At 58.9% G+C, this 23,127-nt stretch carries 26 protein-coding genes and 1 tRNA gene; 19 read left to right on the top strand and 8 right to left on the bottom strand.

Annotated features, from left to right (window positions below; genetic code table 11):
- Positions 1–457: 457 nt before the first annotated feature.
- Genes AC1RBR_RS17285 through AC1RBR_RS17270 form a run of 4 tightly spaced genes read left to right on the top strand, consistent with a single transcriptional unit; the run spans position 458 to position 6,032 of the window.
- Positions 458–3,289, top strand: coding sequence for a xanthine dehydrogenase family protein molybdopterin-binding subunit (locus tag AC1RBR_RS17285; protein WP_492565747.1), 2,832 nt, complete (start codon positions 458–460; stop codon positions 3,287–3,289).
- On the top strand, positions 3,282–3,821 hold the full coding sequence (locus AC1RBR_RS17280; RefSeq protein ID WP_166497523.1) for a (2Fe-2S)-binding protein: 540 nt from the start codon (positions 3,282–3,284) through the stop codon (positions 3,819–3,821). Before AC1RBR_RS17285 ends, AC1RBR_RS17280 begins: the two co-directional genes overlap by 8 nt.
- A 2-nt stretch (positions 3,822–3,823) precedes the next feature.
- Positions 3,824–5,059, top strand: coding sequence for a c-type cytochrome (locus AC1RBR_RS17275; protein WP_492565746.1), 1,236 nt, complete (start codon positions 3,824–3,826; stop codon positions 5,057–5,059).
- 1 nt (position 5,060) lies between these two features.
- Positions 5,061–6,032 (top strand): XdhC family protein, encoded by a 972-nt coding sequence (locus tag AC1RBR_RS17270; protein WP_492565745.1) that lies wholly within the window; start codon positions 5,061–5,063, stop codon positions 6,030–6,032.
- 147 nt (positions 6,033–6,179) lie between these two features.
- Here the strand turns inward: AC1RBR_RS17270 and AC1RBR_RS17265 are convergent, their stop codons facing one another.
- A complete protein-coding gene (locus tag AC1RBR_RS17265; RefSeq protein ID WP_492565743.1) occupies positions 6,180–7,463 on the bottom strand; it encodes an NAD(P)/FAD-dependent oxidoreductase in 1,284 nt (427 codons plus the stop codon).
- A gap of 184 nt (positions 7,464–7,647) precedes the next feature.
- Between AC1RBR_RS17265 and AC1RBR_RS17260 the strand changes: the two genes are divergently transcribed.
- The 3 genes from AC1RBR_RS17260 to AC1RBR_RS17250 all read left to right on the top strand — a co-directional run bounded on the left by AC1RBR_RS17260 (position 7,648) and on the right by AC1RBR_RS17250 (position 8,712).
- Positions 7,648–7,724 (top strand) — tRNA-Val (locus AC1RBR_RS17260).
- A 231-nt stretch (positions 7,725–7,955) separates the two neighbouring features.
- Complete coding sequence (locus tag AC1RBR_RS17255; protein ID WP_492565741.1) at positions 7,956–8,219, top strand: hypothetical protein; 264 nt, start codon at positions 7,956–7,958, stop codon at positions 8,217–8,219.
- Between the two features lie 37 nt (positions 8,220–8,256).
- The gene (locus AC1RBR_RS17250) at positions 8,257–8,712 is read left to right on the top strand and encodes a DUF2214 family protein (RefSeq protein ID WP_492565739.1); all 456 of its coding nucleotides are present in this window, start codon (positions 8,257–8,259) and stop codon (positions 8,710–8,712) included.
- A gap of 213 nt (positions 8,713–8,925) precedes the next feature.
- Here the strand turns inward: AC1RBR_RS17250 and csrA are convergent, their stop codons facing one another.
- Complete coding sequence (csrA, locus tag AC1RBR_RS17245) at positions 8,926–9,120, bottom strand: carbon storage regulator CsrA (RefSeq protein ID WP_003179932.1); 195 nt, start codon at positions 9,118–9,120, stop codon at positions 8,926–8,928.
- Between the two features lie 250 nt (positions 9,121–9,370).
- Between csrA and AC1RBR_RS17240 the strand changes: the two genes are divergently transcribed.
- Positions 9,371–9,739 (top strand): SPOR domain-containing protein, encoded by a 369-nt coding sequence (locus AC1RBR_RS17240; RefSeq protein ID WP_492565737.1) that lies wholly within the window; start codon positions 9,371–9,373, stop codon positions 9,737–9,739.
- An 86-nt stretch (positions 9,740–9,825) separates the two neighbouring features.
- On the top strand, positions 9,826–10,737 hold the full coding sequence (locus AC1RBR_RS17235; protein WP_492565736.1) for a siderophore-interacting protein: 912 nt from the start codon (positions 9,826–9,828) through the stop codon (positions 10,735–10,737).
- 55 nt (positions 10,738–10,792) lie between these two features.
- Here the strand turns inward: AC1RBR_RS17235 and AC1RBR_RS17230 are convergent, their stop codons facing one another.
- The 3 genes from AC1RBR_RS17230 to AC1RBR_RS17220 form a co-directional block, all read right to left on the bottom strand.
- On the bottom strand, positions 10,793–11,482 hold the full coding sequence (locus AC1RBR_RS17230) for an endonuclease (protein WP_003226397.1): 690 nt from the start codon (positions 11,480–11,482) through the stop codon (positions 10,793–10,795).
- A 4-nt stretch (positions 11,483–11,486) separates the two neighbouring features.
- Complete coding sequence (locus tag AC1RBR_RS17225; RefSeq protein WP_492567254.1) at positions 11,487–11,756, bottom strand: DUF1654 domain-containing protein; 270 nt, start codon at positions 11,754–11,756, stop codon at positions 11,487–11,489.
- Between the two features lie 197 nt (positions 11,757–11,953).
- Entirely contained in the window at positions 11,954–13,042 is a 1,089-nt protein-coding gene (locus AC1RBR_RS17220) for an asparaginase (protein WP_095136716.1), read from the bottom strand.
- Between the two features lie 350 nt (positions 13,043–13,392).
- Between AC1RBR_RS17220 and AC1RBR_RS17215 the strand changes: the two genes are divergently transcribed.
- The 8 genes from AC1RBR_RS17215 to AC1RBR_RS17180 all read left to right on the top strand — a co-directional run bounded on the left by AC1RBR_RS17215 (position 13,393) and on the right by AC1RBR_RS17180 (position 21,033).
- Entirely contained in the window at positions 13,393–13,848 is a 456-nt protein-coding gene (locus AC1RBR_RS17215) for a hypothetical protein (RefSeq protein ID WP_095136715.1), read from the top strand.
- A 203-nt stretch (positions 13,849–14,051) separates the two neighbouring features.
- Complete coding sequence (locus tag AC1RBR_RS17210; protein ID WP_115986989.1) at positions 14,052–15,008, top strand: sugar ABC transporter substrate-binding protein; 957 nt, start codon at positions 14,052–14,054, stop codon at positions 15,006–15,008.
- Between the two features lie 57 nt (positions 15,009–15,065).
- Positions 15,066–16,619 (top strand): sugar ABC transporter ATP-binding protein, encoded by a 1,554-nt coding sequence (locus AC1RBR_RS17205; protein ID WP_492565733.1) that lies wholly within the window; start codon positions 15,066–15,068, stop codon positions 16,617–16,619.
- Complete coding sequence (locus tag AC1RBR_RS17200) at positions 16,616–17,593, top strand: ABC transporter permease (RefSeq protein WP_095136712.1); 978 nt, start codon at positions 16,616–16,618, stop codon at positions 17,591–17,593. Before AC1RBR_RS17205 ends, AC1RBR_RS17200 begins: the two co-directional genes overlap by 4 nt.
- A 3-nt stretch (positions 17,594–17,596) precedes the next feature.
- A complete protein-coding gene (locus AC1RBR_RS17195) occupies positions 17,597–18,616 on the top strand; it encodes a LacI family DNA-binding transcriptional regulator (protein WP_443534982.1) in 1,020 nt (339 codons plus the stop codon).
- Positions 18,617–18,640: 24 nt separating this feature from the next.
- Entirely contained in the window at positions 18,641–19,558 is a 918-nt protein-coding gene (gene rbsK / locus AC1RBR_RS17190) for a ribokinase (RefSeq protein ID WP_204896293.1), read from the top strand.
- Entirely contained in the window at positions 19,555–19,959 is a 405-nt protein-coding gene (gene rbsD / locus AC1RBR_RS17185; protein WP_027611553.1) for a D-ribose pyranase, read from the top strand. The genes rbsK and rbsD overlap by 4 nt, the downstream gene beginning before the upstream one ends.
- Before the next feature lie 45 nt (positions 19,960–20,004).
- Positions 20,005–21,033 carry a nucleoside hydrolase gene (locus AC1RBR_RS17180; RefSeq protein WP_003226378.1) on the top strand — a complete coding sequence of 343 codons (1,029 nt, stop codon included), beginning with the start codon at positions 20,005–20,007 and terminating at the stop codon, positions 21,031–21,033.
- A gap of 33 nt (positions 21,034–21,066) precedes the next feature.
- On the opposite strand, the gene AC1RBR_RS17175 is transcribed toward AC1RBR_RS17180, so the two are convergent.
- Positions 21,067–21,279 (bottom strand): hypothetical protein, encoded by a 213-nt coding sequence (locus tag AC1RBR_RS17175; RefSeq protein ID WP_492565730.1) that lies wholly within the window; start codon positions 21,277–21,279, stop codon positions 21,067–21,069.
- A 132-nt stretch (positions 21,280–21,411) separates the two neighbouring features.
- Between AC1RBR_RS17175 and AC1RBR_RS17170 the strand changes: the two genes are divergently transcribed.
- Positions 21,412–21,717 carry a hypothetical protein gene (locus tag AC1RBR_RS17170; RefSeq protein WP_095136707.1) on the top strand — a complete coding sequence of 102 codons (306 nt, stop codon included), beginning with the start codon at positions 21,412–21,414 and terminating at the stop codon, positions 21,715–21,717.
- A gap of 168 nt (positions 21,718–21,885) precedes the next feature.
- Positions 21,886–22,203: an I78 family peptidase inhibitor gene (locus AC1RBR_RS17165; RefSeq protein WP_115986996.1), complete on the top strand. Its 318-nt coding sequence runs from the start codon at positions 21,886–21,888 to the stop codon at positions 22,201–22,203.
- Between the two features lie 72 nt (positions 22,204–22,275).
- Here the strand turns inward: AC1RBR_RS17165 and AC1RBR_RS17160 are convergent, their stop codons facing one another.
- Positions 22,276–22,488, bottom strand: coding sequence for a cold-shock protein (locus AC1RBR_RS17160; protein ID WP_003179963.1), 213 nt, complete (start codon positions 22,486–22,488; stop codon positions 22,276–22,278).
- Positions 22,489–22,778: 290 nt separating this feature from the next.
- A complete protein-coding gene (locus AC1RBR_RS17155; RefSeq protein ID WP_095136705.1) occupies positions 22,779–23,081 on the bottom strand; it encodes a hypothetical protein in 303 nt (100 codons plus the stop codon).
- Between the last annotated feature and the right edge of the window lie 46 nt (positions 23,082–23,127).

Raw genomic sequence — 23,127 nt, 5'->3', positions numbered from 1 at the left:
CAACCGTTGGTTGTTTCGGAATCGATAGCAAAGACCCTGGTCGAAAGGCCGGGTTTTTTTGTGTCTGAAATTTGGTATTTCCCTCCTTTTCCTCCTGCCCACACCCTGAATCCAATACAAATTCCCTTGTGGGAGCGGGCTTGCTCGCGAAAGCGGTATGTCAGTTGAAAAAGGGCTGCCTGACACCACGCCTTCGCGAGCAAGCCCGCTCCCACAGGGGGTTGTCGAATTGCCCAGCGATCTGCTGCGGTGCCACGTCGCATTGATTTTTTGATTCTTTAGTCAAATTTTTGTAACTGGTTGTTTGCTGCGAGCCCGGAAACCTTTAAAGTTAACCTTTCGGTCAGCTTTGCACTGTCAACACGCCCTTTGTTTCGCCAAGAAGGGCTTCTGCAAGACTCGAGATTCCCAGTAGATAACCAGAAGGGCGGACACATAACCGCCCAGAGGATGATCCATGTCCAACCGTGATATATCCCGGCGCTCGTTCCTCCAGGGCGGGCTGGTGGCGGGTGTGAGCGTCACGCTCACGCCGCTCAGCAGTCAGGCGCTGGCTGCCTTGATGGAAAACAGCGTCACCGTGCCGTCTGAGAAGTGGCTCGGCAACAACGGCAAGGCACGCCAACGTAACGATGCCTTGTCCAAGGTCTGCGGCAACAAAGTGTTTGCCCGCGACATTCGCTCCAAGGACATGCCGGGCTGGCCTGAGCAGCAAGGCCACGCCATGCTGCTGAAAACCATCAAGGCCGACCGAATCTACGAAGGCTTCGACCTGTCGTGGCTGGGCGCCAACTTGCAACCTGACCGCATCGTCACTGCGGCCGATCTGGACAAGGACGGCATTGTATTCCCTGAAGAACACGCGCCGGACCCATTGCTGCCGGAAGGCAAGGTGCCGATGTTCATCGGCCACCCGGTGGCGATCCTGATCTGGAACGATTTCGAGCGTTTCCGCCAGGCCAAGAACAAACTCAAATTCAATGACAAGGCGATTCGTTACGGTGCACAAGTGCCGTACTACGAAGGCGACCCTTATGGCAGCTTCCGCTACGTGCGCGTGGGTGGCCCGACCTCGGCTGACGAAGACGAATTCGCCAGCCTCAAGGATTCGATCCTGTTCCCGATGCTGAAGAACCGGCGTCCGGTGTGGAATTCCCAACCGAATTTGCACGGCAACCTGACCGAGCGCGGCCTGTTCTACGCTGACCGCATGAAGCAGCAGATCGACACGCCGCCGGACAACTGGCTAGTGTTCGACGAGCGCTACAAGACCCCGTCGATCGAACCGGCTGCGATGGAGCCGGACAACGGTAACGGCTGGTACGACCCGAAAACCAAGACCCTGCACTTCGTGGTCGCTACTCAGTGCCCGCTGGAAGCCGCGACCGAGACCGCGAAAATGATCGCGCCGTCGCGCTTCGGTCTGGACAACCTGAACATGCACCCGGGTTACACCGTGGGTTACGGTTCCAAAGACCACAACATCTTCGTCTACTACGCGGCCCTCGCTGCGCTGTATGGCGCCGGTGTGCCGGTGCGTCTGGCGAATGACCGCTACGAGCAGTTCCAAAGCGGCATCAAGCGCCACCCGTTCGATATCCGCTACCAGTTGGCAGTGGACAAGAACGACTACAGCTTCAAGATTTTCCGCGCCGAGATGAGCGTCGACGGTGGCGGTCGCATCAACTACAGCCCATCGGTAGCGGCAGTCGGCGCCACGGCAGCGCAGTCGATCTACTACATGCCGCAGAACGATCTGCAGGTCACCGCTTACCACTCGCGTGGTGTTGAAGCGGGTTCGATGCGCGGTTACGGCACCCTGCAAAGCATGGCGGCGACCGAAATGATGGTCGACGAAATCGCCAATCGCCTTGGTGTTGACGCGATTGATCTGCGTCGCAAGAACGCCTTGCGTTCGGGCATGAAAAACACCCAGGGCGCGATCCCGGCGGGCGCCTTGCGCCTGCACGAGATTCTCGACAAGGCCTCGGTGCACGAAGTCTGGAAAAACCGCGACGCGATCAAGAAACAGCGCGAAGCCGCCGACCCGGACAACTGGTACGGCGTCGGTTTCGCCATTTGCCAGAAAGACTTCGGCACCGGGTCCGAAGCGCCGATGGCCAGTATCGAATTCACTGCTGAAGGTCGCATCACCCTGCGCCACATCGGTATCGAAATCGGCACCGGCATGTCCACTTCGCAAGCACTGGTCGTTGCCGATTTCCTCGGCAGCCCGGCGCACGACGTGAAGACCGGCGAAACCGAATGGCAGGAAATGCAGCTGATCACCAGCGGCAACCCTTACATCATGAGCCAGGCCGAGCAGGACAACCTGCTGCGCAACCCGCGCTGGGTTGGCAAGCTGGCCTCGGCGTCGTCCGCAACTAACTCGGCCTACTACTTCAGCCACGCCACCCGCGAAGCGGCGCGCGTGCTGTTCAACAATGGCTTGTGGCCGGCGGCCATGGAAATCTGGCGTCAGGGCCCTTACGGCGGACAAGCCAACCCTTACGTGGTACGTCGCGAAGATGCGCATTGGGTCGACGGCAAACTCACCGCCAATGGCATGCAGCCGTTGAGCTTCGAAGAGCTGGCCAAGCGCGCTCACGAACGTGGTCTGGTCACCGGCGCCACCGTTCACGCGTTCAACCGCTGGAGCTGGGCCGAGGCCGAATACAGCATCGACGGCGTGCGCGAGCGTCTGCCGCTCGACGGTCTGGCAGTGAAGTACGGTGATGGCGCGCCGAAGGCGAAGAAAGCGCTGATGAGCACGGCGGGTTTCCACCTGCTGGATCGCCAGAACATCAATTACCCGGTGGTCCAGTTGAACAACGCCGCTGTGACTTACTACAGCCCGGTGGCCACGCTGGTCGAGCTGAAGGTCAACAAAGGCTCGGCGGAAGTCGAGGTGCTCAACCACCATTCGTGGGTCGAGTGCGGTCGGGTGCTGGTCGAAGAATTGGTCAAGGGCCAGCTCGAAGGCGGGATCGCCATGGGCATCGGTCACGCGCTGATGGAAGAGATGCCGCTGTACGAAGGCGGACCGGGGGAGGGTGACTGGAACTTCAACCGTTATCGCCTGCCGATGGCCCGCCACGTGGCGGTGTGGAAGCAGACTGCGGAGATTCTGCCGCCGCTGTCACCAAGCGATCCGTCCAAAGGCATCGCCGAAGTGGTGATGATCCCGGTGGTCGGTGCCATCGGTAACGCCGTGGCGCACGCCATCGGTAAACGTGTTCGCGATCTGCCAATCACTGCTGCGCGCATCAAGGAGGCCCTCAATGGCTAACCGTCCGCTTCAACTGACCCTCAATGGTCAATCCGTCGGCCCGGTGGACATCCCTGATGACCTGCCGATGATCGACTACCTGCACGAATACAAGAACCTCACCGGTTCGCGCCTGGGCTGCGGCCAGGGCATCTGCCACGCCTGCGTGGTGATCGTCGACAACCCGGACGGCACCAGCGAAGAAGTGCGCACCTGCATCACTGGCGCGCATTATTTCGAAGGCAAGAAAGTCCGCACCATCGAAGCTCACGCCAAGCGCGACGAGCAAGGGCAGGTCACTGAGCTGAATCCGATCCAGCAACGTTTCGTCGACGAATTCGCCTTCCAGTGCAGCTACTGCGCGCCGGGTTTCGTCAACGCCGCGACGGTATTGGTGGAGAAGCTGCAGCGCCAGCCAATCGTCAAAAGCCAGCTGGAAAAAGTCATCGAGGACAGCCTCGGTCATCACATCTGCCGTTGCACCGGGTACGTGCGTTACTACAACGCCACGCGCAACGTGCTGACCGATCTCGGCCTGGTCAAGGAGGGTTGAGCATGAAGCATCTATTGACCCGCCTGACCCTGGCGGTCGGGCTGGCTGCGCCGGTGTTGTTTGCTCACGCTGATGATCAGGTCAAGCGCGGCGAATACCTTGCTCGCGCTGCCGATTGCATGGCGTGCCACACCGCACCGGGCGGCGCGCCGTTTGCCGGCGGCCTGCCGATCGTTTCGCCGTTCGGCACGATCTACGGCACCAACATCACCCCGAGCAAAGAGCACGGCATCGGCCTGTACAACGATGACGAATTCTTCGCTGCGCTGACCGAAGGCAAGCGTCGCGACGGGGCGAATCTGTATCCGGCGATGCCGTACACCTCGTATCACCTGGTGCCTCGAGAAGATTCGGATGCAATCCACGCGTACTTGAAAACCATCGAGCCGATCGAGCGCGCCGCGCCGGTCACGAGTCTGAGCTTTCCGTTCAATGTGCGTCCGGGCTTGATCGGCTGGAACATGCTGTACGGCAAAGCCTTGAAGCTGGAGTCTGGCGAAGGCAAAAGCGAAGCCTGGAAACGCGGCCAGTACATGGTCGAGGTGCTCGGTCACTGCGGCGAATGCCACACACCACGTGGCCTGCCGGGTGCGATGCAGCTGGATAAGCGCCTTACCGGCGGCATCCTCAACGGTTATCTGGCGCCGAGCCTGCTCGCCACCGATCTGGCGGCGCGCGGCTGGAATCAGCAGGACCTGAGCACGTTCCTCAAGCACGGCATGAGCGCCCAGGGCACGATGTTCAACGAGATGTTCCCGGTGTTCCACAACAGCACCCAGGGCCTGAACGATCAGGATCTGGCGGCGATGGCGACGTTCCTCCTCGGTGACAAACCACCTGCAGCCAAAGAGCTGACTGAAGTGTCGCTGGACAAACTCAGCCCGAGCGCTCAGCGCGGTCGTCAGGATTATTTGAACGTCTGCGCCGGTTGCCATGCCGCTGGTGGTGAAGGCAAACCGCACATCGCCGTGGCCATGCGTGGCAATACCACGCTGCGCCTGGAAGATCCGCGCAACCTGCTGCGGGTGATCGAGGACGGTATCGGTGAGCAGAAATTCGCCGGGTTCGAACATATGCAACCGATGCCGGGTTTCGCCGACAAGCTCAAGCCTGAGCAACTGACCGATCTGCTCAACTACCTGCGTCAAGGCTGGGGCGGTCAATCGGCAGAGCTGGCGGTGAGCGACGTGCAGAAGCTGCAAGCGGAAGTTCCGGCGGTCGAGCACAAGGCGCACTGACATGCAGCATCTCGATCTACAGGTTGTGCGGCGGGCACTGGAGTGGTCGGTGGCGGGGCAGCGCATCTGGCTCTGCACGGTGCTGACCACTTACGGCTCGGCGCCGCGTGCGCCGGGTTCGCTGCTGGCGGTGAACGACAACGGCCAGTGGATCGGGTCGCTGTCCGGTGGCTGCGTCGAGGAAGACTTTCTCGAGCGCGTCGCTGAAGGGGCGTTTCTCGATGCGGTCAACGTGGTGCGTTACGGCGAAGGTGATGATCCGCGCTCGCGGGTCAGCCTGCCTTGTGGCGGCATCCTCGATGTACTGGTAGAGAAATTTGACGCTGACTGTGAGGTGCAGGCGCATCTGCGTGAGCTTGAATCGGCGCTGCTCGGTCAGCGCCGTTTGATTCGCGAGGTCGATCTGGCCAGCGGTGCGCGCAGTCTGTTCGTTGATCGCGAGCAGGGTGCGCGCATCGAGCGCGAGATTGATCGGGTGCGGATTCGCGTGGGTGCTGCTCAGCGTCTGTTGCTGGCGGGATACTCCAGCGTGGCGCAGGCCTGTGCCGAGTTCGCGGTGGGTCTGGGTTTCGAAGTGATTCTCTGCGATCCACGTGATGGAGTGCTCGAAGGCGTGGTGCTGAATGGCGTGGAGATTCGTCGGCAACTGCCTTCGGTGTTCATCGCTGATGGCGGCTGTCATCGCGATACCGCGGTGGTGGCGTTGACTCACGATCCGCGCATCGACGATCTGGCGATGATGGAGGCGGTGCGCACTGAGGCGTTTTACATCGGCGTCATGGGCTCGCAGCAGACTTCGCAGAAACGCTTCGAGCGCTTGCGCAGGATTGGTGGGCTAGGGGAGGTCGAGCTGGCGCGGATTCATGCGCCGATCGGGCTTAACCTGGGCAGCAAGACGCCTGCTGAGATCGCCTTGGCGGTGCTGGCGGATATCTTGCGGATCCGTAGCGGAATGACCCGAGACCAGCTCTGATCTGAATTCTGCAAATACTTGTGGCGAGGGAGCTTGCTCCCGCTGGACTGCGCAGCATGCCTTCTTTCTAGATAAAAGAGGGGCCGCTGCGCGACCCGGCGGGAGCAAGCTCCCTCGCCACAGTTGTTTGTCAGTCAAGAAAACTGATCAGAAACCCAATTTGTCACGCAACCCGTAATACCACGCACCCAACGCCGCAAACGGCGTGCGCAGTAACTGCCCGCCCGGGAACGGATAGTGCGGCAGATCGGCAAACGCATCAAAACGCTCCGCCTGACCCCGCAATGCCTCGGCCAGCACTTTGCCGGCCAGATGCGTGTACGTCACGCCGTGGCCGCTGCAGCCTTGCGAGTAATAAATGTTGTCGCCCAAGCGTCCGACCTGCGGCAGGCGCGACAGGGTCAGCAGGAAATTGCCGGTCCAGGCGTAGTCGATCTTCACGTCTTTCAGTTGCGGGAACGCCTTGAGCATTTTCGGGCGGATGATCGCTTCGATGTTCGCCGGATCTCGCGCACCATAAACCACGCCGCCGCCGAAGATCAGGCGCTTGTCGCCGGTCAGTCGGTAGTAGTCGAGCAGGTAGTTGCAGTCTTCGACGCAGTAATCCTGCGGCAACAGAGTTTTCGCCAGCTCATCGCCCAGCGGTTCGGTGGTGATCACCTGGGTGCCGCACGGCATCGATTTGGCCGCCAGTTCCGGTACCAGATTGCCGAGGTAGGCATTGCCGGCGACGATGATGAACTTGGCCCTGACCTTGCCTTGCGGCGTGTGCACCACCGGGTTGGCGCCGCGCTCGATGCGCACGGCTGGCGATTGCTCATAGATGGTGCCGCCGAGGGACTCGACCGCAGCGGCTTCGCCGATCGCCAGGTTCAGCGGATGAATATGGCCGCCGCTCATGTCGAGCATGCCGCCGACGTATTGATCGCACACCACCACTTCGCGAATACGGCGCTGATCGAGCAGTTCCAGTTGGGTGTGGCCGAAGCGCTCCCACAGGCGCTTCTGCGATTCCAGGTGACCCATCTGTTTGGCGGAGAGGGCGGCGAATACGCCGCCGTCCTTCAGGTCGCACTGGATGTTGTACTTGGCCACGCGCTCACGAATGATCCGGCCGCCTTCGAAGGCCATCTGCCCGAGCAGTTGCGCCTGCTTCGGGCCAACCGTGCGTTCGATGACATCGATGTCGCGGCTATAGCTGTTGACGATCTGCCCGCCATTACGCCCCGACGCACCGAAGCCGACCTTGGCTGCTTCCAGGACCGTGACGCGAAAACCGTTCTCCAGCAGAAACAAGGCCGAGGACAGCCCGGTGTACCCGGCGCCGATCACACAGACATCCGTCTCCACATCATCCTGCAGGGCCGGACGTGGCGGTACGGCATTGGCCGACGCAGCGTAATAAGACTCTGGGTAAGGGGTGTTCGCCATCCTGCAGCCTCTGTTTAATATATTTTACGAGTGCGCCGATCCTACCCGAGTTGAAAAACCTCCGCCAGCCACCGGAAAAATCTTCTTCACCGGCCCGAAATTAAATATTTTGCATATTCATAGGGTTAGGTGAAAAAAAGGTGTTGACACCCCTCCGGAATTCCGTAGAATGCCGCCTCACAGCAGGCACGTAGCTCAGTTGGTTAGAGCACCACCTTGACATGGTGGGGGTCGTTGGTTCGAGTCCAATCGCGCCTACCAAACAAAATCCGCTCTGCTGGGCGGTCTGGAAGGGCTCACCGAAAGGTGGGCCCTTTTTTGTTGTCTGCGATTTGCAAAACTTTTGCAAAACTCCCGCCTCAGAACGCCGCTCAAGGCGCTCCCCTCGACACCTCACCTCACCTCTTCCGTTACCCATGCGCTTAGCGTGTTTCGAAATAACACGACGTGCTGATATGGCGTTCTGTGCTTTTTTGGATCCGTCGAAAAAGTGTGGATATTGAAGGGGTTACCGGTATTTTTAACCGACCGGTTATCAAAAAAATGTTGTTGCTGTTCGTGAACTTCAGTAACATCTGCCCCGCGTTCACCACCACGGTTTATGCATTTTTAAATCCCAAGCTTCCATCAGCTGCTTGGGATTTTTTTTGCCTGCGATTTGGTGAATCACGCTTTCTGTCTCCCGGCTTCCAGTGCGAAGCTTTCCAACCCCACGATCGCGCGCGGGCGAAACCGGTTTTTTTCGACTACTACTGACTGGCGTTTTCCAGGGCTTTCTCAAAGGAGTTCGTCGATGCTGGTTCACTGGTTTCTCGCCGCGATTCATCTCTTGGCTTTTGCACTGGGCTTCTGGGCAGTGTTGACCCGAGGCGCGGCACTCAGTCGTTTGGCCGCTGGCGTCGGCGAGGCCAAGCGGGTTTTGCTCGCTGATAATCTGTGGGGGATTGCTGCGCTGGTGCTGCTGGTGACCGGTGGCATGCGCGCCTTCGGTGGCTTTGAAAAGGGCACTGACTACTATCTGCACCAGCCGCTGTTTCATTTGAAGATGACGTTGTTCGTGCTGATTCTGCTGGCAGAGCTGGCGCCGATGATCACGCTGGTCAAATGGCGAATCGCATTGGCGCGGGGCAAGGCGCTCGATACCGGACGTGCAAAGCTGTTCGCGCGGATCAGCCATGTCGAGGCGCTGCTGTTGGTGCTGATGGTGATTGCAGCTAGCGGCATGGCGCGCGGCGTGACGTTCGGCTAACAAGGAGCAATTCCCTGTGTTCTCTCGGAAACGTCTGACAGCCAGCCTGGGTAGTCGCAGGTAGTATCGCGCTGCAGCAGAAGAGGGGGTAAAGGCGAGGAGAGTGTCAGGCGCCGTGCCCAGCGGAGTGGGGCGCGGATGGCAGTACGGCGCGTGAATCTTTAGCCAGTCTTACGCGAAGGCAAACGGACTGGCTACTGACTGCGGGGTGGCTCAGGGCGTTTGTGGCTTGTCCGGGGCGGTCAGGCCAGCCTGAATGCGCTGATAGATCTCTTCACGGTGCACGGCAACGTTTTTCGGGGCGTTGATGCCGATACGGACTTGCTGACCGCTTACGCCGAGGATGGTGATCGTAATGTCATCACCAATGTTTATGCTTTCACCGACTTTGCGGGTGAGTATCAGCATGGTCTTCTCCTTGATTGCTTTGTAGGGCACCTGATTCAGACAGTGCAGAGGTCGGTGGTACGTATAGATTAGTGCGAAGTCTCACGGTTTGGGTGCCTCTTTCTGACGCGCAGATGCGGCATTAATTCCCAGGGCGTAACTATACAGAGGCTGCAATCATCAATCTCGTTGTTTTGTGCCCATTTTGCGGGCCTCGCGAAGTATTTATGAATGTTAAGATCGCCGCTTTGTGATTTTCGAGGAAAGCGTTGTGCGCAAATTGGTCTGGATGGTCGCGGCCCTGGCATTGGCAGGATGTGGTGAAGGCAAGAGTGTAGACGTGCAGAAGCCGAAAACGGCAGTTGCGACCGCACCTGCGGCAGCGTCCGCCCCGCAATGGGACCTCGAAGTGCGTGGCGAAACACCTCAGGCTGTCAGTGACCTGAGTGGCTGGTTGATCGAGCATGCGTTCGTGCCGACCGTGATCAAGGACAGCAGCGGCAAGACGCGGATCCTGATTGGCCCATTCAACTCGCAGGCCGAAGCTGAAGCGCGCAAGGTGCAAGTGGATGCAGCATTGGTGAAGGCCAAGAAGCAGAATATCGAGTCGGTAATCGTCGAGCATCCGCTCGCGCCTTAAGCAGCGCATTCAGCGGAGCGGCCTAAAGGACATCGCGGGCGATTCGTCTTATACGAGTCAACCACGATTTCTTGAAGGAGCTCCGCATGGCTTCCGCCGCTCCCTACAAACTCTTCAATGCGGTTCTGCACCGCAAGACGCTGGTGAGTCCGCACATGATGCGGATCACGCTCGCCGACCCTTCGATAGGTGACATGGCCACCTGGGCGCCTGATCAGCGCGTCAAACTGTTCTTTCCTGCTGAGGATGGATCGCCTGCAAGGCTTGCGCAGGAGGAGGGCTGGTACACCCGTTTTCGTTCGATGCTGGCGAGCCGGCGACCAGCAATGCGCACCTACACCATTCGTCATTTGCGCGCCGATCAGGGCGAGGTCGACATCGACTTTGTTCTGCACGGCGAGACCGGCCCCGCGTCGCGCTGGGCGCTGCGTGCGCAGCCGGGAGCGTCGATGCAGATTCTCGCTCCCGACAGTAATTTTTCGGCACAGGACGCCGGAGGGTTCGAATGGAAACCGCCGCAGTTGCTCAAGGAGGTTTTGCTGGTGGCGGATGCCACGGCATTGCCGGCCGCCATGGGCATTCTTGACGAGTTGGCTGCCATGCCTGAACCGCCTCAGACTCATGCGTACTTTGAGGTGGACAGTGCGCCAGACATGCTCCCGGTACCGGATTGGCCCGGGCTGTCGGTGCAGTGGCTGATTCGCGATCAGGCGCTGGCCACAGTGGCTGGGACGCTGATGGTGGAGGCGGTGCAGCAAGCCTTCCTGCCCACAGATGATCCATCAGCAGGGAAAGCCGCCGAACTCGCTGAAGTCGATATCGACAAAGACATACTCTGGGAGATCGCCAACACGGCCCCTCAAGGATTCTATGGCTGGATCGCCGGAGAAAGCGCTGCGGTCATGCGCCTGCGCAAATACCTGATCAAGGAATGCGGTATTCCCCGCGAGTCACTCAATCTGATGGGTTACTGGCGCTACAACAAGGCTGGAAGCTAAAAGCAAAAAAGGCCTCGAACATCACGTTCGAGGCCTTTTCCTTTGCGCTGGAGGATCAGCCGCAGGCTTTCAGGTTTACCGGGCCGACAAATTCATTGCCGCGTCCCATCACGCACGCCACGCTCTGATTGCGCTGACGTTCCCAGTCCTGCACGGGATAAGTTTTGTCCCATGCTTCGTACAACTGCCGATCCTGTTTCGACAGGCGCAAGCCGTACTGCTTGCTCATGTAGAAATAGGTGCGCGCGATCATGCCGCGAATCGACGGACGCGGCATGACCTTCTTGGCCTTGAAATCGACCTGGGTCAGGCACGAGCCGTACTGCCCGGATTGCACCGGTAGCCAGCCATAACTGAAATTGCTGCGATCACCGTTGACCTCGCCAATGCTCGGCACCAGGTTGTGCAGGTCGGCTTCGGCTTTCTGATAACTCGGGTCATAGCGGGTGCAGTTCTTGCGTCCCCCCGATTGCCAGCATTGGCGCTGGTGGCCGAATTCCCACGCCGGGACGATGTGCTCCCATTCGATGCGCGAAGCACGCTTGGCATTTTTGCGTGGCACATAACCGCAAGCCTTCAGATCCACCTTGTTGCCGGTGTATTTGCACCCGCAGTAAAACTCGGTGGACTGCGGTGCATACAGTTTCCAGGCGGCCTTTTTAGCCTCGGTAAAGGTGCGGGGTGCGCCAGCCTGGGCGCCAAAAGCGATGAACAGCAACAGCAAAGCAAAACAGCGGACACTCATTGAATCAATCTTCCTTCGGCACAACCCAAAAAATCTGCACGCCGCCATCGTCGCGATAGGCGAGTGTGACGTTGTCGTTCTCGTCGATTTCCTCGAGCAGTTGCTCCCATGCATCCACAGGCTCGTCCGGCAGGCGGAAGATCAGTGCGGCTTTGGCTTTTTGTGCGGTAGGGGAATTGATGATTTTCTGAACGCGCATACCCATGCGTGCGTAAGCGTCAGGAGCATCAGGAGAGGTGGCCACGAGGTTATCCTTATTAAGCTGTACGGGCATACAGTATTTAACTGTAGGCATTTTCGCAACTGCTTAAAATTCAAGAAAATCCTCTGACAGCGCTTTTCCGGTTTTGGTGTAGGTCGGGTCGATTAATTTGTACGAAAAAGTCGCGCTTGGCGTAGATGGCGGCACCACCCGCCGCAGGCGAGTGGTGAGCATGCTGCCCGAGCCGGAAAGGCTCAGGCGAGGGGCAATCAATATTCCCAGAACATCCGTTGCAGCTCTTTGCTGTCGTTGGTTTTGGTCAGGGCGACCATGGCCAGGATGCGGGCTTTTTGCGGGTTCAGGTCGTGTGCGACCACCCAATCGTACTTGTCGTCAGGCTGTTCGGCGTTACGCAGGACGAAACCACCGGCGTTGGCGTGGGACGAGCGGATGATCTGCACGCCATCTTTACGCAAGGCTTGCAGGCTCGGCACTACGCGCGAAGACACTGAACCATTACCGGTACCGGCATGGATGATCGCTTTGGCGCCGGCCTGGGCCAGAGCCTTGTAGGCGGTGTCGTCGACGTTGCCGTAGGAGTAGGCGATTTCTACGTCAGGCAGGCTCTTGATGTTCTTGATGTCGAATTCCGAATCCATGGTGTGGCGCTTGGCTGGCAGGCGGAACCAGTAGGATTTGCCTTCGACCACCATGCCCAACGGGCCCCAAGGGCTTTTGAACGCTTCGGTCTTGATGTTGATCATTTTGCTGACGTCACGACCGGACTGGATTTCGTCGTTCATGGTCACCAGCACGCCTTTGCCGTGCGCTTCTTTGCTGCTGGCCACGGCGACGGCGTTGTACAGGTTGAGCATGCCGTCCGCCGACATGGCGGTGCCCGGACGCATCGAGCCGACCACGATGATCGGCTTGTCGGTTTTTTCCACCAGGTTCAGGAAGTACGCGGTTTCTTCCAGAGTATCGGTGCCGTGGGTGATGACGATGCCATCGACGTCTTTGCTGTCGGCCAGTTCGGATACGCGGCGACCCAGTTGCAGCAAGTTGTCGTTGGTGATGCTTTCCGAGGCGATCTGCATGACTTGTTCGCCACGCACGTTTGCCAGTTTGCTCAGCTCGGGGATACCGGCGATCAGTTGTTCAATGCCGACCTTGGCCGCCTGATAGGTGGCGCTGTTGGCTGCGCTGGCGCCGGCACCGGCAATGGTGCCGCCAGTGGCAAGCACCACGACGTTGGCGAGTTTGGTCTGGGTTTCGACTTCTTTTGCCTGGAGGGCGGTGGGCAGGAGCAGGAGGAGGGCCAAAGCGCCCGGAACCAAGGTGTTGAAAGCAGATTTCATTATTTTTCTCTCTAGTAGTGAGACGGTGCTGATGCAGGTTCATCTAGATGCGCCCCAGGTCGATCTGGAGACTCGGGGTGCGGTGAACGGAGCAGGATCTGTACCAGCCGTACTTTGCGTGAGAAAAATGTTTAACTTGATGATTTACATCAAGATTTTGTGGAGTGATTAATTTCAGGGTGAATCGTTTATCCGGGTTTCCGAACAATGGAGGCTCTCGTGTTCGGCTCTCCGAAAGGGGCGACGGCTTCTGGCGAACAAATCCGCATGCCGTTTGTGGATTTGTTGTTAAAGAAACCTGCGAGCAGGCCGATGGGTGTTCAAGGAAACTGAAAACCTATGGAGTTCACATGTCACTGACGATCGGTTTTTCAAACCCTGGTGCAGTCACCATCGGCGGTAAAACCGCAGCGACAATCAATGCAATGAGTCAGGCGGAAGAGGACGCTTCTGCCGAAGCGCTGGGCGTTGAAAAAGACCAGAGCAATCAAGTCCGCACCGGTGGTCCGGCACAGGAAGCCGAAAAGGCGGACAGCGCTGACAGCGGCAATAACTTGAGCGTCACGGTGAAAATGCTGCTCAAGCGCATGCAGGAATTGCAGAAGCAACTGCAGGAGCAGCAACAGCAACTGGCGGCGGCCCAGGCTGCGAGCTATCCGACACCCGAGGCCAAGTCGCAGGCCGTCATGTCCGTTCAGGGGCAGATCGCGCAAACCAGCGGTGCGCTGATGGAAGTCGCCGCGGCACTGGTCAAGGAAATGTCCAAGGATTCCACCAGCGGCAACCTGGTCAGCACCACGGCCTAAGCAATGAGAGGCGAGTCACAAGACTCGTCCTCCTGCCATAAACGACGATTTCTGATTGTTGACAAATGTCGGCGGGATTCGCATAGTTCGGTCTACGCAAACGTTTGCGCGGCTTCCCCGGTGCATCATTATCCGGAAGAGAGCGCTGAAGCTTACGCCAGCGCGAGCGTTGCTCACAATAATCATAAGATCGGAGTGAACCCATGAAGCTGCCATTCGCTGGACGTCTTCTTGCTGTCGCTATGCTGGCTGCTGCAGCCGCCGCACTACCTGTCTCTTCGGCTTTCGCCGAGTCCCCGGAAAAACCCAAAGTCGCACTGGTCATGAAATCCCTGGCCAACGAATTCTTCCTGACCATGGAAGATGGCGCCAAGGCCTATCAGAAAGAACACTCAGCCGATTTCGACCTGATCTCCAACGGCATCAAGGACGAGACCGATACCGCCGGGCAGACCCGTATCGTCGAGCAGATGATTCTGGCCAAGGTCAACGCGCTGGTCATCGCACCGTCCGATTCCAAAGCCATGGTGCCGGTGATCAAAAAAGCCGTCGATGCCGGCATCACTGTGATCAACATCGACAACCAGCTCGATCCGCAGATCGTCAAAAGCAAAAACATCAGCGTGCCATTCGTAGGTCCGGACAACCGCAAAGGTGCGCGTCTGGTCGGCGAATACCTGGCCAAGCAACTGAAGGCCGGTGACGAAGTCGGCATCATCGAAGGCGTGTCCACCACCACCAACGCCCAGCAACGCACCGCAGGCTTCAAGGATGCGATGGAGGCGGCGCAGATCAAGGTGGTCTCCTTGCAATCCGGTGACTGGGAGATCGACAAGGGCAACAAGGTTGCTGCTTCGATTCTCAGCGAATACCCGAATGTAAAGGCGCTGCTGGCGGGTAACGACAGCATGGCCGTTGGCGCGGTTTCCGCTGTGCGTGCTGCCGGCAAGGCAGGCAAGGTACAAGTGGTCGGCTACGACAATATCAATGCGATCAAGCCGATGCTCAAGGACGGTCGTGTGCTGGCGACGGCTGATCAGTTCGCTGCCAAACAGGCCGTGTTCGGTATCGAGACCGCGCTGAAAATCCTCAAGGGCGAGAAAGTCGACAGCGGCGCCAATGGCGTGATCGAAACGCCAGTCGAGCTGGTCACCCAGTAAGTCTTCCGGCGACACAACGGCGCTCGTCCGTGCGGACGAGCGCATGGAGAGTTTTTTATGTCAGTTTCCGCCCCGAACGCTGTCCTCTCGGTCAGCGGTATCGGTAAGACCTATGCGCAACCGGTGCTCACAGGCATCGACTTGACGCTGATGCGCGGTGAAGTGCTGGCGCTGACCGGTGAGAATGGCGCCGGTAAAAGCACCCTTTCGAAGATCATTGGTGGTCTGGTTACGCCCACCACCGGTCAGATGCAATTCCAGGGCAAGGACTACCGTCCGGGTAGTCGTACCCAGGCCGAAGAGCTTGGCGTGCGCATGGTCATGCAAGAACTCAATCTGTTGCCGACCCTGTCGGTGGCGGAAAACCTGTTTCTCGACAACCTGCCCAGCAACGGCGGCTGGATCAGTCGCAAGCAATTGCGCAAAGCTGCCATCGAAGCCATGGCGCAGGTTGGCCTCGATGCCATCGATCCGGACACCCTGGTCGGCGAGTTGGGTATAGGCCATCAACAGATGGTCGAGATCGCGCGCAACCTGATCGGCGATTGCCACGTGCTGATCCTCGATGAGCCGACCGCGATGCTCACCGCGCGTGAAGTGGAAATGCTCTTCGAGCAGATCACTCGCTTGCAGGCACGTGGTGTCTCGATCATTTATATCTCGCACCGTCTAGAAGAACTGGCGCGAGTCGCGCAACGCATTGCCGTGCTGCGCGACGGCAATCTGGTCTGCGTCGAACCGATGGCCAACTACAACAGCGAGCAACTGGTCACCTTGATGGTTGGTCGCGAACTGGGCGAACACATCGACATGGGCCCACGCAAGATCGGCGCCTCGGCACTGACGGTCAAGGGCCTGACCCGTTCCGACAAGGTGCGCGATGTTTCCTTCGAAGTGCGTGCCGGCGAGATCTTCGGGATTTCCGGGCTGATCGGGGCAGGGCGCACGGAATTGCTGCGGCTGATTTTCGGCGCCGACCTGGCCGACAGCGGCACGATCGCGCTGGGTTCGCCGGCGCAGGTGGTCAGTGTGCGTTCGCCGGTTGATGCAGTGAACCATGGAATTGCCTTGATTACTGAAGACCGAAAGGGCGAAGGCCTGCTGCTCAGTCAGTCGATCAGCGCCAACATCGCCTTGGGCAACATGCCGGAGATTTCCAGGGCCGGGATCGTCAATAACAGCGACGAAATTTCCCTGGCGCAGCGTCAGATTGACGCCATGCGCATCCGCAGTTCCAGCCCGACACAACTGGTGTCGGAGTTGTCCGGCGGCAACCAGCAGAAAGTGGTGATCGGCCGCTGGCTGGAGCGTGATTGCTCGGTGCTGTTGTTCGACGAGCCGACCCGCGGCATCGATGTCGGTGCCAAGTTCGATATCTATGCCTTGCTGGGCGAGTTGACGCGCCAGGGCAAGGCGCTGGTGGTGGTATCCAGTGACCTGCGCGAACTGATGCTGATCTGCGACCGGATCGGTGTGCTGTCGGCAGGGCGTCTGATCGATACCTTCGAGCGCGACAGCTGGACCCAGGATGATTTGCTTGCCGCCGCGTTCGCCGGCTATCAAAAACGTGATGCGTTGCTCAATGAAGCGGCGCCTAGGGATCTCCCATGAAAACTGCATCTTCCGCCGGCAAACGTAGTGGCAATTTCTATGGTCTGGGCACTTATCTGGGCCTGGCCGGGGCCCTGTTGGCGATGGTGGCGCTGTTCTCGATGATGAGCAGCCACTTTCTGTCCTATGACACTTTCAGCACGCTGGCCAACCAGATTCCCGATCTGATGGTGCTGGCGGTGGGCATGACCTTTGTACTGATCATCGGCGGCATCGACCTGTCGGTGGGTTCGGTGCTGGCGCTTGCCGCCTCGACAGTCAGCGTGGCGATTCTCGGTTGGGGCTGGAGTGTGTTGCCAGCCGCGTTGCTGGGTATGGCGGTGGCGGCACTGGCGGGTACGGTGACCGGTTCGATCACCGTGGCGTGGCGTATTCCGTCGTTCATCGTTTCGCTCGGCGTGCTGGAAATGGCCCGAGGCCTGGCGTATCAGATGACCGGTTCGCGTACCGCTTACATTGGTGATTCGTTTGCCTGGCTGTCGAATCCGATCGCGTTCGGCATTTCGCCATCGTTCATCATTGCCTTGCTGGTGATCTTCATCGCGCAAGCTGTGCTGACCCGCACGGTGTTCGGCCGCTATCTGATCGGTATCGGCACCAATGAGGAAGCGGTACGGCTGGCCGGGATCAATCCCAAGCCTTACAAGATTCTGGTGTTCAGCCTGATGGGCCTGCTGGCCGGGATCGCCGCACTGTTCCAGATTTCCCGACTGGAAGCGGCAGACCCGAATGCCGGCTCCGGCCTGGAGCTGCAAGTGATTGCCGCCGTGGTCATCGGCGGCACCAGTCTGATGGGTGGCCGTGGTTCGGTGATCAGCACCTTTTTCGGTGTGTTGATCATTTCGGTACTGGCCGCCGGTCTGGCGCAGATCGGTGCGACTGAGCCGACCAAGCGCATCATCACCGGCGCGGTTATTGTCATCGCGGTGGTGCTCGATACCTATCGCAGCCACCGCGCCAGTCGACGGGGCTAAGAGATGGCAACGATCAAGGATGTGGCGGCGCTCGCGGGGATTTCCTACACGACCGTCTCGCATGTGGTGAACAAGACGCGCCCGGTCAGCCAGGAAGTGCGGCTGAAGGTCGAGGCCGCCATCAAAAGCCTCGACTATGTACCGAGTGCGGTGGCGCGTTCGCTGAAAGCCAAGACCACTGCGACCATTGGCTTATTGGTGCCGAACAGCCTCAACCCGTATTTTGCCGAGTTGGCTCGGGGCATCGAGGATTACTGCGAGCGTAATGGCTACTGCGTGATTCTCTGTAACTCTGACGACAACCCGGATAAACAACGCAGTTATTTGCGTGTGCTGCTGGAGAAACGCATCGACGGCCTGATCGTCGCCTCCGCCGGTGGCGACATCGGACTTGCGCAAGGGCTGGCCGGGGTGAAAACGCCGATGGTCATTGTCGACCGCGGGCTGGATGGCGTGGATGCCGATCTGGTGCGCATCGACCATGAATATGGCGCTTATCTGGCGACCAGGCATCTTCTGGAGCTGGGCCATCGTGACATCGCCACCATCGGTGGTCCGTCGAGCACCAGCGTGGCGCAAATGCGTCAGGCCGGTTTTTGCCGGGCGCTGAAAGAGGCGGGCATCACGGTGCGCCCCGAGCGCATGCTGGAAAGCGATTTCACCAGCACTGGCGGTTACAACGCGGCGGCGATCCTGCTTGAAAGCAATCCTCCGAGCGCGATCTTCGCCGGTAACGACATGATCGGTATCGGTGTGCTGCGCGCGGCGGCCGAACGCAATGTCCGCGTGCCAAGCGAGCTGTCGGTGATCGGCTTCGACGATATCCAGATGAGTCGCTACGTGTACCCGGCGCTGACCACCGTTGGCCAGTCGATCCTGCAGTTGGGCGAAATGGCTGCCGAAGTGTTGCTGCGAAGGATTGCTACCCCGAGTCTGGTTACCGATCAACGGATCGTGACCCCGAGTATTGTCTTGCGCGAATCGACTGCGCCGCTGTCCGGCGTGTTCACCGAGTACCGCTGAAACCGAATTGACGAGTAGTGATGTATGCCAGCAAATGTAGTGGTAATAGGCAGCCTGAACATGGATCTGGTCACCCGGGCGCCACGGCTGCCCAAGGGTGGTGAAACGCTGATCGGTCATTCCTTTGCCACCGTGTCCGGCGGCAAGGGCGCCAATCAGGCAGTCGCTGCTGCGCGCCTGGGTGCACAGGTCGCGATGGTCGGCTGTGTTGGCAACGATGACTACGGCGTGCAATTGCGTGAGGCATTGCTGGCCGAGCAGATCGATTGTCAGGCGGTGAGCACGGTTGAAGATTCCAGTGGCGTGGCGCTGATCGTGGTCGATGACAACAGTCAGAACGCCATCGTGATCGTTGCCGGCGCCAACGGTGCGATGACCCCGGCGGTAATCGACCGCTTTGATGCGGTGCTGCAGGCGGCCGATGTGATTATCTGCCAACTCGAGATCCCCGATGCAACGGTGGGGCATGCGCTTAAACGCGCACGTGCGCTGGGCAAGACGGTCATCCTCAATCCGGCGCCGGCCAGTCGTCCGCTGCCGGCGGACTGGTTTGTCGCCATCGACTATCTGATCCCCAACGAAAGTGAAGCGGCCGCGTTGAGCGGACTGCCGGTCGATTCGCTACAAAGCGCAGAAAGCGCGGCCAGCCAGTTGATCGCAATGGGCGCGGGCAAGGTCATCATTACCCTCGGTGCGCAAGGTTCACTGTTTGCCAATGGCAAAGGTTTCGAGCATTTTCCGGCGCCAAAGGTGCAGGCAGTCGATACCACTGCTGCGGGCGATACCTTCGTCGGCGGTTTTGCCGCGGCGCTGGCCAGTGGCAAATCCGAGGCCGAGGCGATCCGTTACGGGCAAGTCGCAGCAGCGCTGTCTGTGACCCGGGCCGGCGCACAACCTTCCATTCCAACCATGTCTGACGTACAGGCGTTCAAACCCGCATGAAAAAGACACCTCTGCTCAACGTCGCGTTGTCGCGGCTGATCGCCTCCCTGGGCCATGGTGACATGGTGGTCATCGGTGACGCCGGACTGCCGGTTCCGCCTGGCGTTGAATTGATTGATCTGGCGCTGACCCACGGCGTTCCGGATTTCGTCAGTACCCTGAAAGTCGTGCTCAGCGAGATGCAGGTGGAAAGCCATGTGCTGGCCAACGAAATCCTCGACAAGCAGCCGACCGCGCTGGTCGCGCTGGACGAGTTGCAAGAAGAGGGCGCCCTCGGTCGGCGCGATCTGCTGACGCATGAGCAATTCAAGGTTCTCAGCCGACAGGCGCGGGCGATTGTTCGTACAGGCGAATGTCAGCCGTACTGCAACATCGTGCTGGTGGCCGGGGTAACGTTCTAATCGGGGTTTCGACCCTTTCATTTTCATCCGCACAAGGAATGCGCCATGCACCGCTATGCTCAAAAACTCCACCAATTGCTTCGGAGTCTGCTTCTTTTGTCTTTTATTACCGCCACCGGCGCTCAGGCTGCTGAAAAGATCGACCTGATCATCGACACCGACCCGGGTGCCGACGACGTGGTCGCCTTGTTGTTCGCCCTGGCATCGCCGGATGAACTGAACATCCGCGCCTTGACCACTGTGGCCGGCAATGTGCGCCTCGACAAGACTTCGCGCAACGCGCGCCTGGCCCGCGAGTGGGCAGGGCGCGAGGATGTTCCGGTCTATGCCGGTGCGCCAAAGCCACTGATGCGTACGCCGATCTACGCCGAGAACATCCATGGCAAGGAAGGCCTGTCGGGTGTCACCGTTCATGAGCCGAAAAAAGGCCTGGCCGAAGGCAATGCGGTCAACTACCTGATCGATACCCTGAAAAAAGCCAAGCCGCACAGCATCACCATCGCCATGCTTGGTCCGCAGACCAACCTGGCGCTGGCGCTGATCCAGGAGCCGGAGATCGTCAATGGCATCAAGGAAGTGGTGATCATGGGCGGCGCGCACTTCAATGGCGGCAATATCACCCCGGTGGCCGAGTTCAACCTGTTTGCCGACCCGCAAGCGGCGGAAGTGGTGCTCAAGAGCGGCGTGAAACTGACCTACCTGCCGCTGGACGTGACCCACAAGATCCTCACCAGCGACGCACGCCTGAAGCAGATTGCCGCGCTGAACAACAACGCGAGCAAGATCGTTGGCGACATTCTCAACGAGTACATCAAGGGTGACATGGAGCATTACGGCATCCCGGGCGGCCCGGTGCATGACGCTACCGTCATCGCTTACCTGCTCAAGCCTGAGCTGTTTACCGGTCGCTCGGTGAACGTGGCCATCGACAGCCGCGAAGGGATTACCTTCGGCCAGACCGTCGTCGACTGGTACGACGGCCTGAAGCAACCGAAGAATGCATTCTGGGTCGAGAACGGCGATGCCCAGGGCTTCTTCGATCTGCTGACCGAGCGTCTGAAGCGCTTGAAGTAAGGCCTGAACCCGCAGGTGCCAGCCTGCGGGTTTTCATTTTCTCTCGGTGTCCTGCGTCCCTTTGTCGTCGCTGGGGTACTTCTCGAATATCTGGGCGACAAACGTTTGTGCGCCTTGTGTCCCCAAGGTCTTGACCAGCAAGTCGATACTGATCAAAGCCAACTCTTCCGGACTGCTCGGGCTGTACGAGCTGTGCCCCTGTGGCCAGGTGGCCCTGATATCGGCGTTGATGTTTACGGTGCTCATGAGTGCGCTCGAAAAGTCGGGAATGTCTGAAAGCGAGTTAACCACTTTGGCGGGCGTTTGGCACTGCGACTTAGGCATGAGCGCGGCGCTATGCGACACTTGGTTTTTTCCGGTTGATCCAAGGAATGTGCTGTGCAGATCGATTTGAACACCCCCGACGGCCTGACACTCGACGCTGTGCGCCAGTTACTGGCGTCGGCCAGCGATGATGTGCACACGCAGCTGCGCGTGACCAAGGGCGGGATTGCCTATATTTCTTCCGGCGTGACGGGTGGCCAGGACATAGATGGCCTACTGTTTCGCCTGGAGACCTGGGCCAAGGGTTCGGGGTATGTCGGCAACGTCGCGGCCAGCGATGAAGTCTGGGTGATGCAGATTTTCAATGCGCTGAAAGCCAACTGGCCGAATCCGCCGCTCGATTACATCGACGTCTATTGAGCTGCGTTAATATTCGGTGACGATTGTCTGAAGATGCGATGCCCGCTCTTCAGGCAGACTCGGCATTTTTCCGGGTCGTGGGGCAGGGTGATGGCACCGGCTGTGAAACCAAACGCCGGATTGGCGGTCGCACGATCTCAGCTTAACCATTTGAAAAAAGGAGGCTTCATGCCTTTGAAGTTCGCGTCTCTGGGTGCACTTATGACCGTTGCCATGTTGGCCGGCTGCAGCACAACCTCTAGCGAGTCGGCAAAGGATCCCGTGGCGACCGATGCCGGTCACAGCCGCTGTGAAGCAAAGGCAGCGGAATTTGCCATCGGTAAAAAGGCGTCGCCGGAACTGCTCGATCAGGCTCGTGCAAAGGCTGGCGCGCAAAACGCTCGCTTCCTCAAGCCAACCGACATGATCACGCTGGAGTACCGTTCCGATCGCTTGAATCTGAACACCGACAACAACCTGGTGGTCACCCGCGTCAACTGCGGCTGATCACAGAGCGCTTTTGTTGCAGGCATAAAAAACCCCGTCACATGGACGGGGTTTTTTTAGTGCGCCAGGAAATTACTCTGGGCGAACTTGTGCAGCTTGCATACCCTTTTGGCCTTTCTCAGCCACGAAAGAGACGGTCTGGCCTTCTTTCAGGCTTTTGAAACCGTCGGATTCGATAGCTTTGAAGTGTACGAACAGGTCGTCACCGCCACCTTGAGGAGTGATGAAGCCGAAGCCTTTTTCATCGTTGAACCATTTAACGGTGCCGGTTTGGCGATTAGACATGGTGTATCTCCAAGAAACATATATTTTCAGTAGTACTGTGCTGCTCAGGCCAACTGGGCACACCCGGGTATCATAGTCGAAATGTTCGCTTTGGTAGCCCCCCGGACGTGCTGTTTGCCAATCAGTCGTGTTTTCTTTGCCGCCTTATTCGACTGAAAGCCCCGGTTTACAAGGCTTTTAGCAGAACGTAAAGACAATAAAAAAACCTGTAAAACCTGCATAAATCGTCTGAAAAGGCGCAAATTCAGCCCTTTTCAAGAGCGCTGAACCCGCTCAGAAGACCTTTTCAATCACTTTTTCGCCGGTGTATTTGCCTTGCATTTGGCGATTTGGCCTAGCGCTTTCTGCTGCAGTTCAGGGGTGGCCTTGTTGTCCATCAGTGCCTGAATGTCGGCGGCAGGATACGACTTGATGGCATCAGCACCACAAGCACAGTGCGACTTGGCCGCAGCTGCGCCAATTTGCGGAGTCGCCGCTTGAGTGCACTGCGCCATATACTTCTCGCGCTCGCCCTTCGGCCAGTCGGCGTGGGCGCTCAGCGGCAGCAGCAAAACGATAGGGGCGACTACGGCGAACAGGGTATTCAGACGCATGCGAGGATGCTCCTTTTGGGTCAATGTCTTGTTATCTGAGGGCTGA

The organism is Pseudomonas sp. GW823-FHT01D03 (assembly GCF_058798255.1).
The sequence above is the reverse complement of the archived record's forward strand: the minus strand, read 5'-3'. Positions and strand labels throughout refer to the sequence as shown.

Bases quoted from the DNA above. Each gene is read 5' to 3' on its own strand.
- AC1RBR_RS17270 (WP_492565745.1), top strand. From the start codon at position 5,061: ATGCAGCATCTCGATCTACAGGTTGTGCGGCGGGCACTGGAGTGGTCG.
- AC1RBR_RS17210 (WP_115986989.1), top strand. From the start codon at position 14,052: ATGAAGCTGCCATTCGCTGGACGTCTTCTTGCTGTCGCTATGCTGGCT.
- AC1RBR_RS17265 (WP_492565743.1), bottom strand. From the start codon at position 7,463: ATGGCGAACACCCCTTACCCAGAGTCTTATTACGCTGCGTCGGCCAAT.
- AC1RBR_RS17235 (WP_492565736.1), top strand. From the start codon at position 9,826: ATGGCTTCCGCCGCTCCCTACAAACTCTTCAATGCGGTTCTGCACCGC.
- AC1RBR_RS17200 (WP_095136712.1), top strand. From the start codon at position 16,616: ATGAAAACTGCATCTTCCGCCGGCAAACGTAGTGGCAATTTCTATGGT.
- AC1RBR_RS17195 (WP_443534982.1), top strand. From the start codon at position 17,597: ATGGCAACGATCAAGGATGTGGCGGCGCTCGCGGGGATTTCCTACACG.
- rbsK (WP_204896293.1), top strand. From the start codon at position 18,641: ATGCCAGCAAATGTAGTGGTAATAGGCAGCCTGAACATGGATCTGGTC.
- rbsD (WP_027611553.1), top strand. From the start codon at position 19,555: ATGAAAAAGACACCTCTGCTCAACGTCGCGTTGTCGCGGCTGATCGCC.
- AC1RBR_RS17215 (WP_095136715.1), top strand. From the start codon at position 13,393: ATGTCACTGACGATCGGTTTTTCAAACCCTGGTGCAGTCACCATCGGC.
- AC1RBR_RS17180 (WP_003226378.1), top strand. From the start codon at position 20,005: ATGCACCGCTATGCTCAAAAACTCCACCAATTGCTTCGGAGTCTGCTT.
- AC1RBR_RS17165 (WP_115986996.1), top strand. From the start codon at position 21,886: ATGCCTTTGAAGTTCGCGTCTCTGGGTGCACTTATGACCGTTGCCATG.
- AC1RBR_RS17175 (WP_492565730.1), bottom strand. From the start codon at position 21,279: ATGAGCACCGTAAACATCAACGCCGATATCAGGGCCACCTGGCCACAG.
- AC1RBR_RS17220 (WP_095136716.1), bottom strand. From the start codon at position 13,042: ATGAAATCTGCTTTCAACACCTTGGTTCCGGGCGCTTTGGCCCTCCTC.
- AC1RBR_RS17230 (WP_003226397.1), bottom strand. From the start codon at position 11,482: ATGAGTGTCCGCTGTTTTGCTTTGCTGTTGCTGTTCATCGCTTTTGGC.
- AC1RBR_RS17280 (WP_166497523.1), top strand. From the start codon at position 3,282: ATGGCTAACCGTCCGCTTCAACTGACCCTCAATGGTCAATCCGTCGGC.
- AC1RBR_RS17155 (WP_095136705.1), bottom strand. From the start codon at position 23,081: ATGCGTCTGAATACCCTGTTCGCCGTAGTCGCCCCTATCGTTTTGCTG.
- AC1RBR_RS17205 (WP_492565733.1), top strand. From the start codon at position 15,066: ATGTCAGTTTCCGCCCCGAACGCTGTCCTCTCGGTCAGCGGTATCGGT.
- AC1RBR_RS17285 (WP_492565747.1), top strand. From the start codon at position 458: ATGTCCAACCGTGATATATCCCGGCGCTCGTTCCTCCAGGGCGGGCTG.
- AC1RBR_RS17160 (WP_003179963.1), bottom strand. From the start codon at position 22,488: ATGTCTAATCGCCAAACCGGCACCGTTAAATGGTTCAACGATGAAAAA.
- AC1RBR_RS17225 (WP_492567254.1), bottom strand. From the start codon at position 11,756: ATGCCCGTACAGCTTAATAAGGATAACCTCGTGGCCACCTCTCCTGAT.
- AC1RBR_RS17250 (WP_492565739.1), top strand. From the start codon at position 8,257: ATGCTGGTTCACTGGTTTCTCGCCGCGATTCATCTCTTGGCTTTTGCA.
- AC1RBR_RS17275 (WP_492565746.1), top strand. From the start codon at position 3,824: ATGAAGCATCTATTGACCCGCCTGACCCTGGCGGTCGGGCTGGCTGCG.
- csrA (WP_003179932.1), bottom strand. From the start codon at position 9,120: ATGCTGATACTCACCCGCAAAGTCGGTGAAAGCATAAACATTGGTGAT.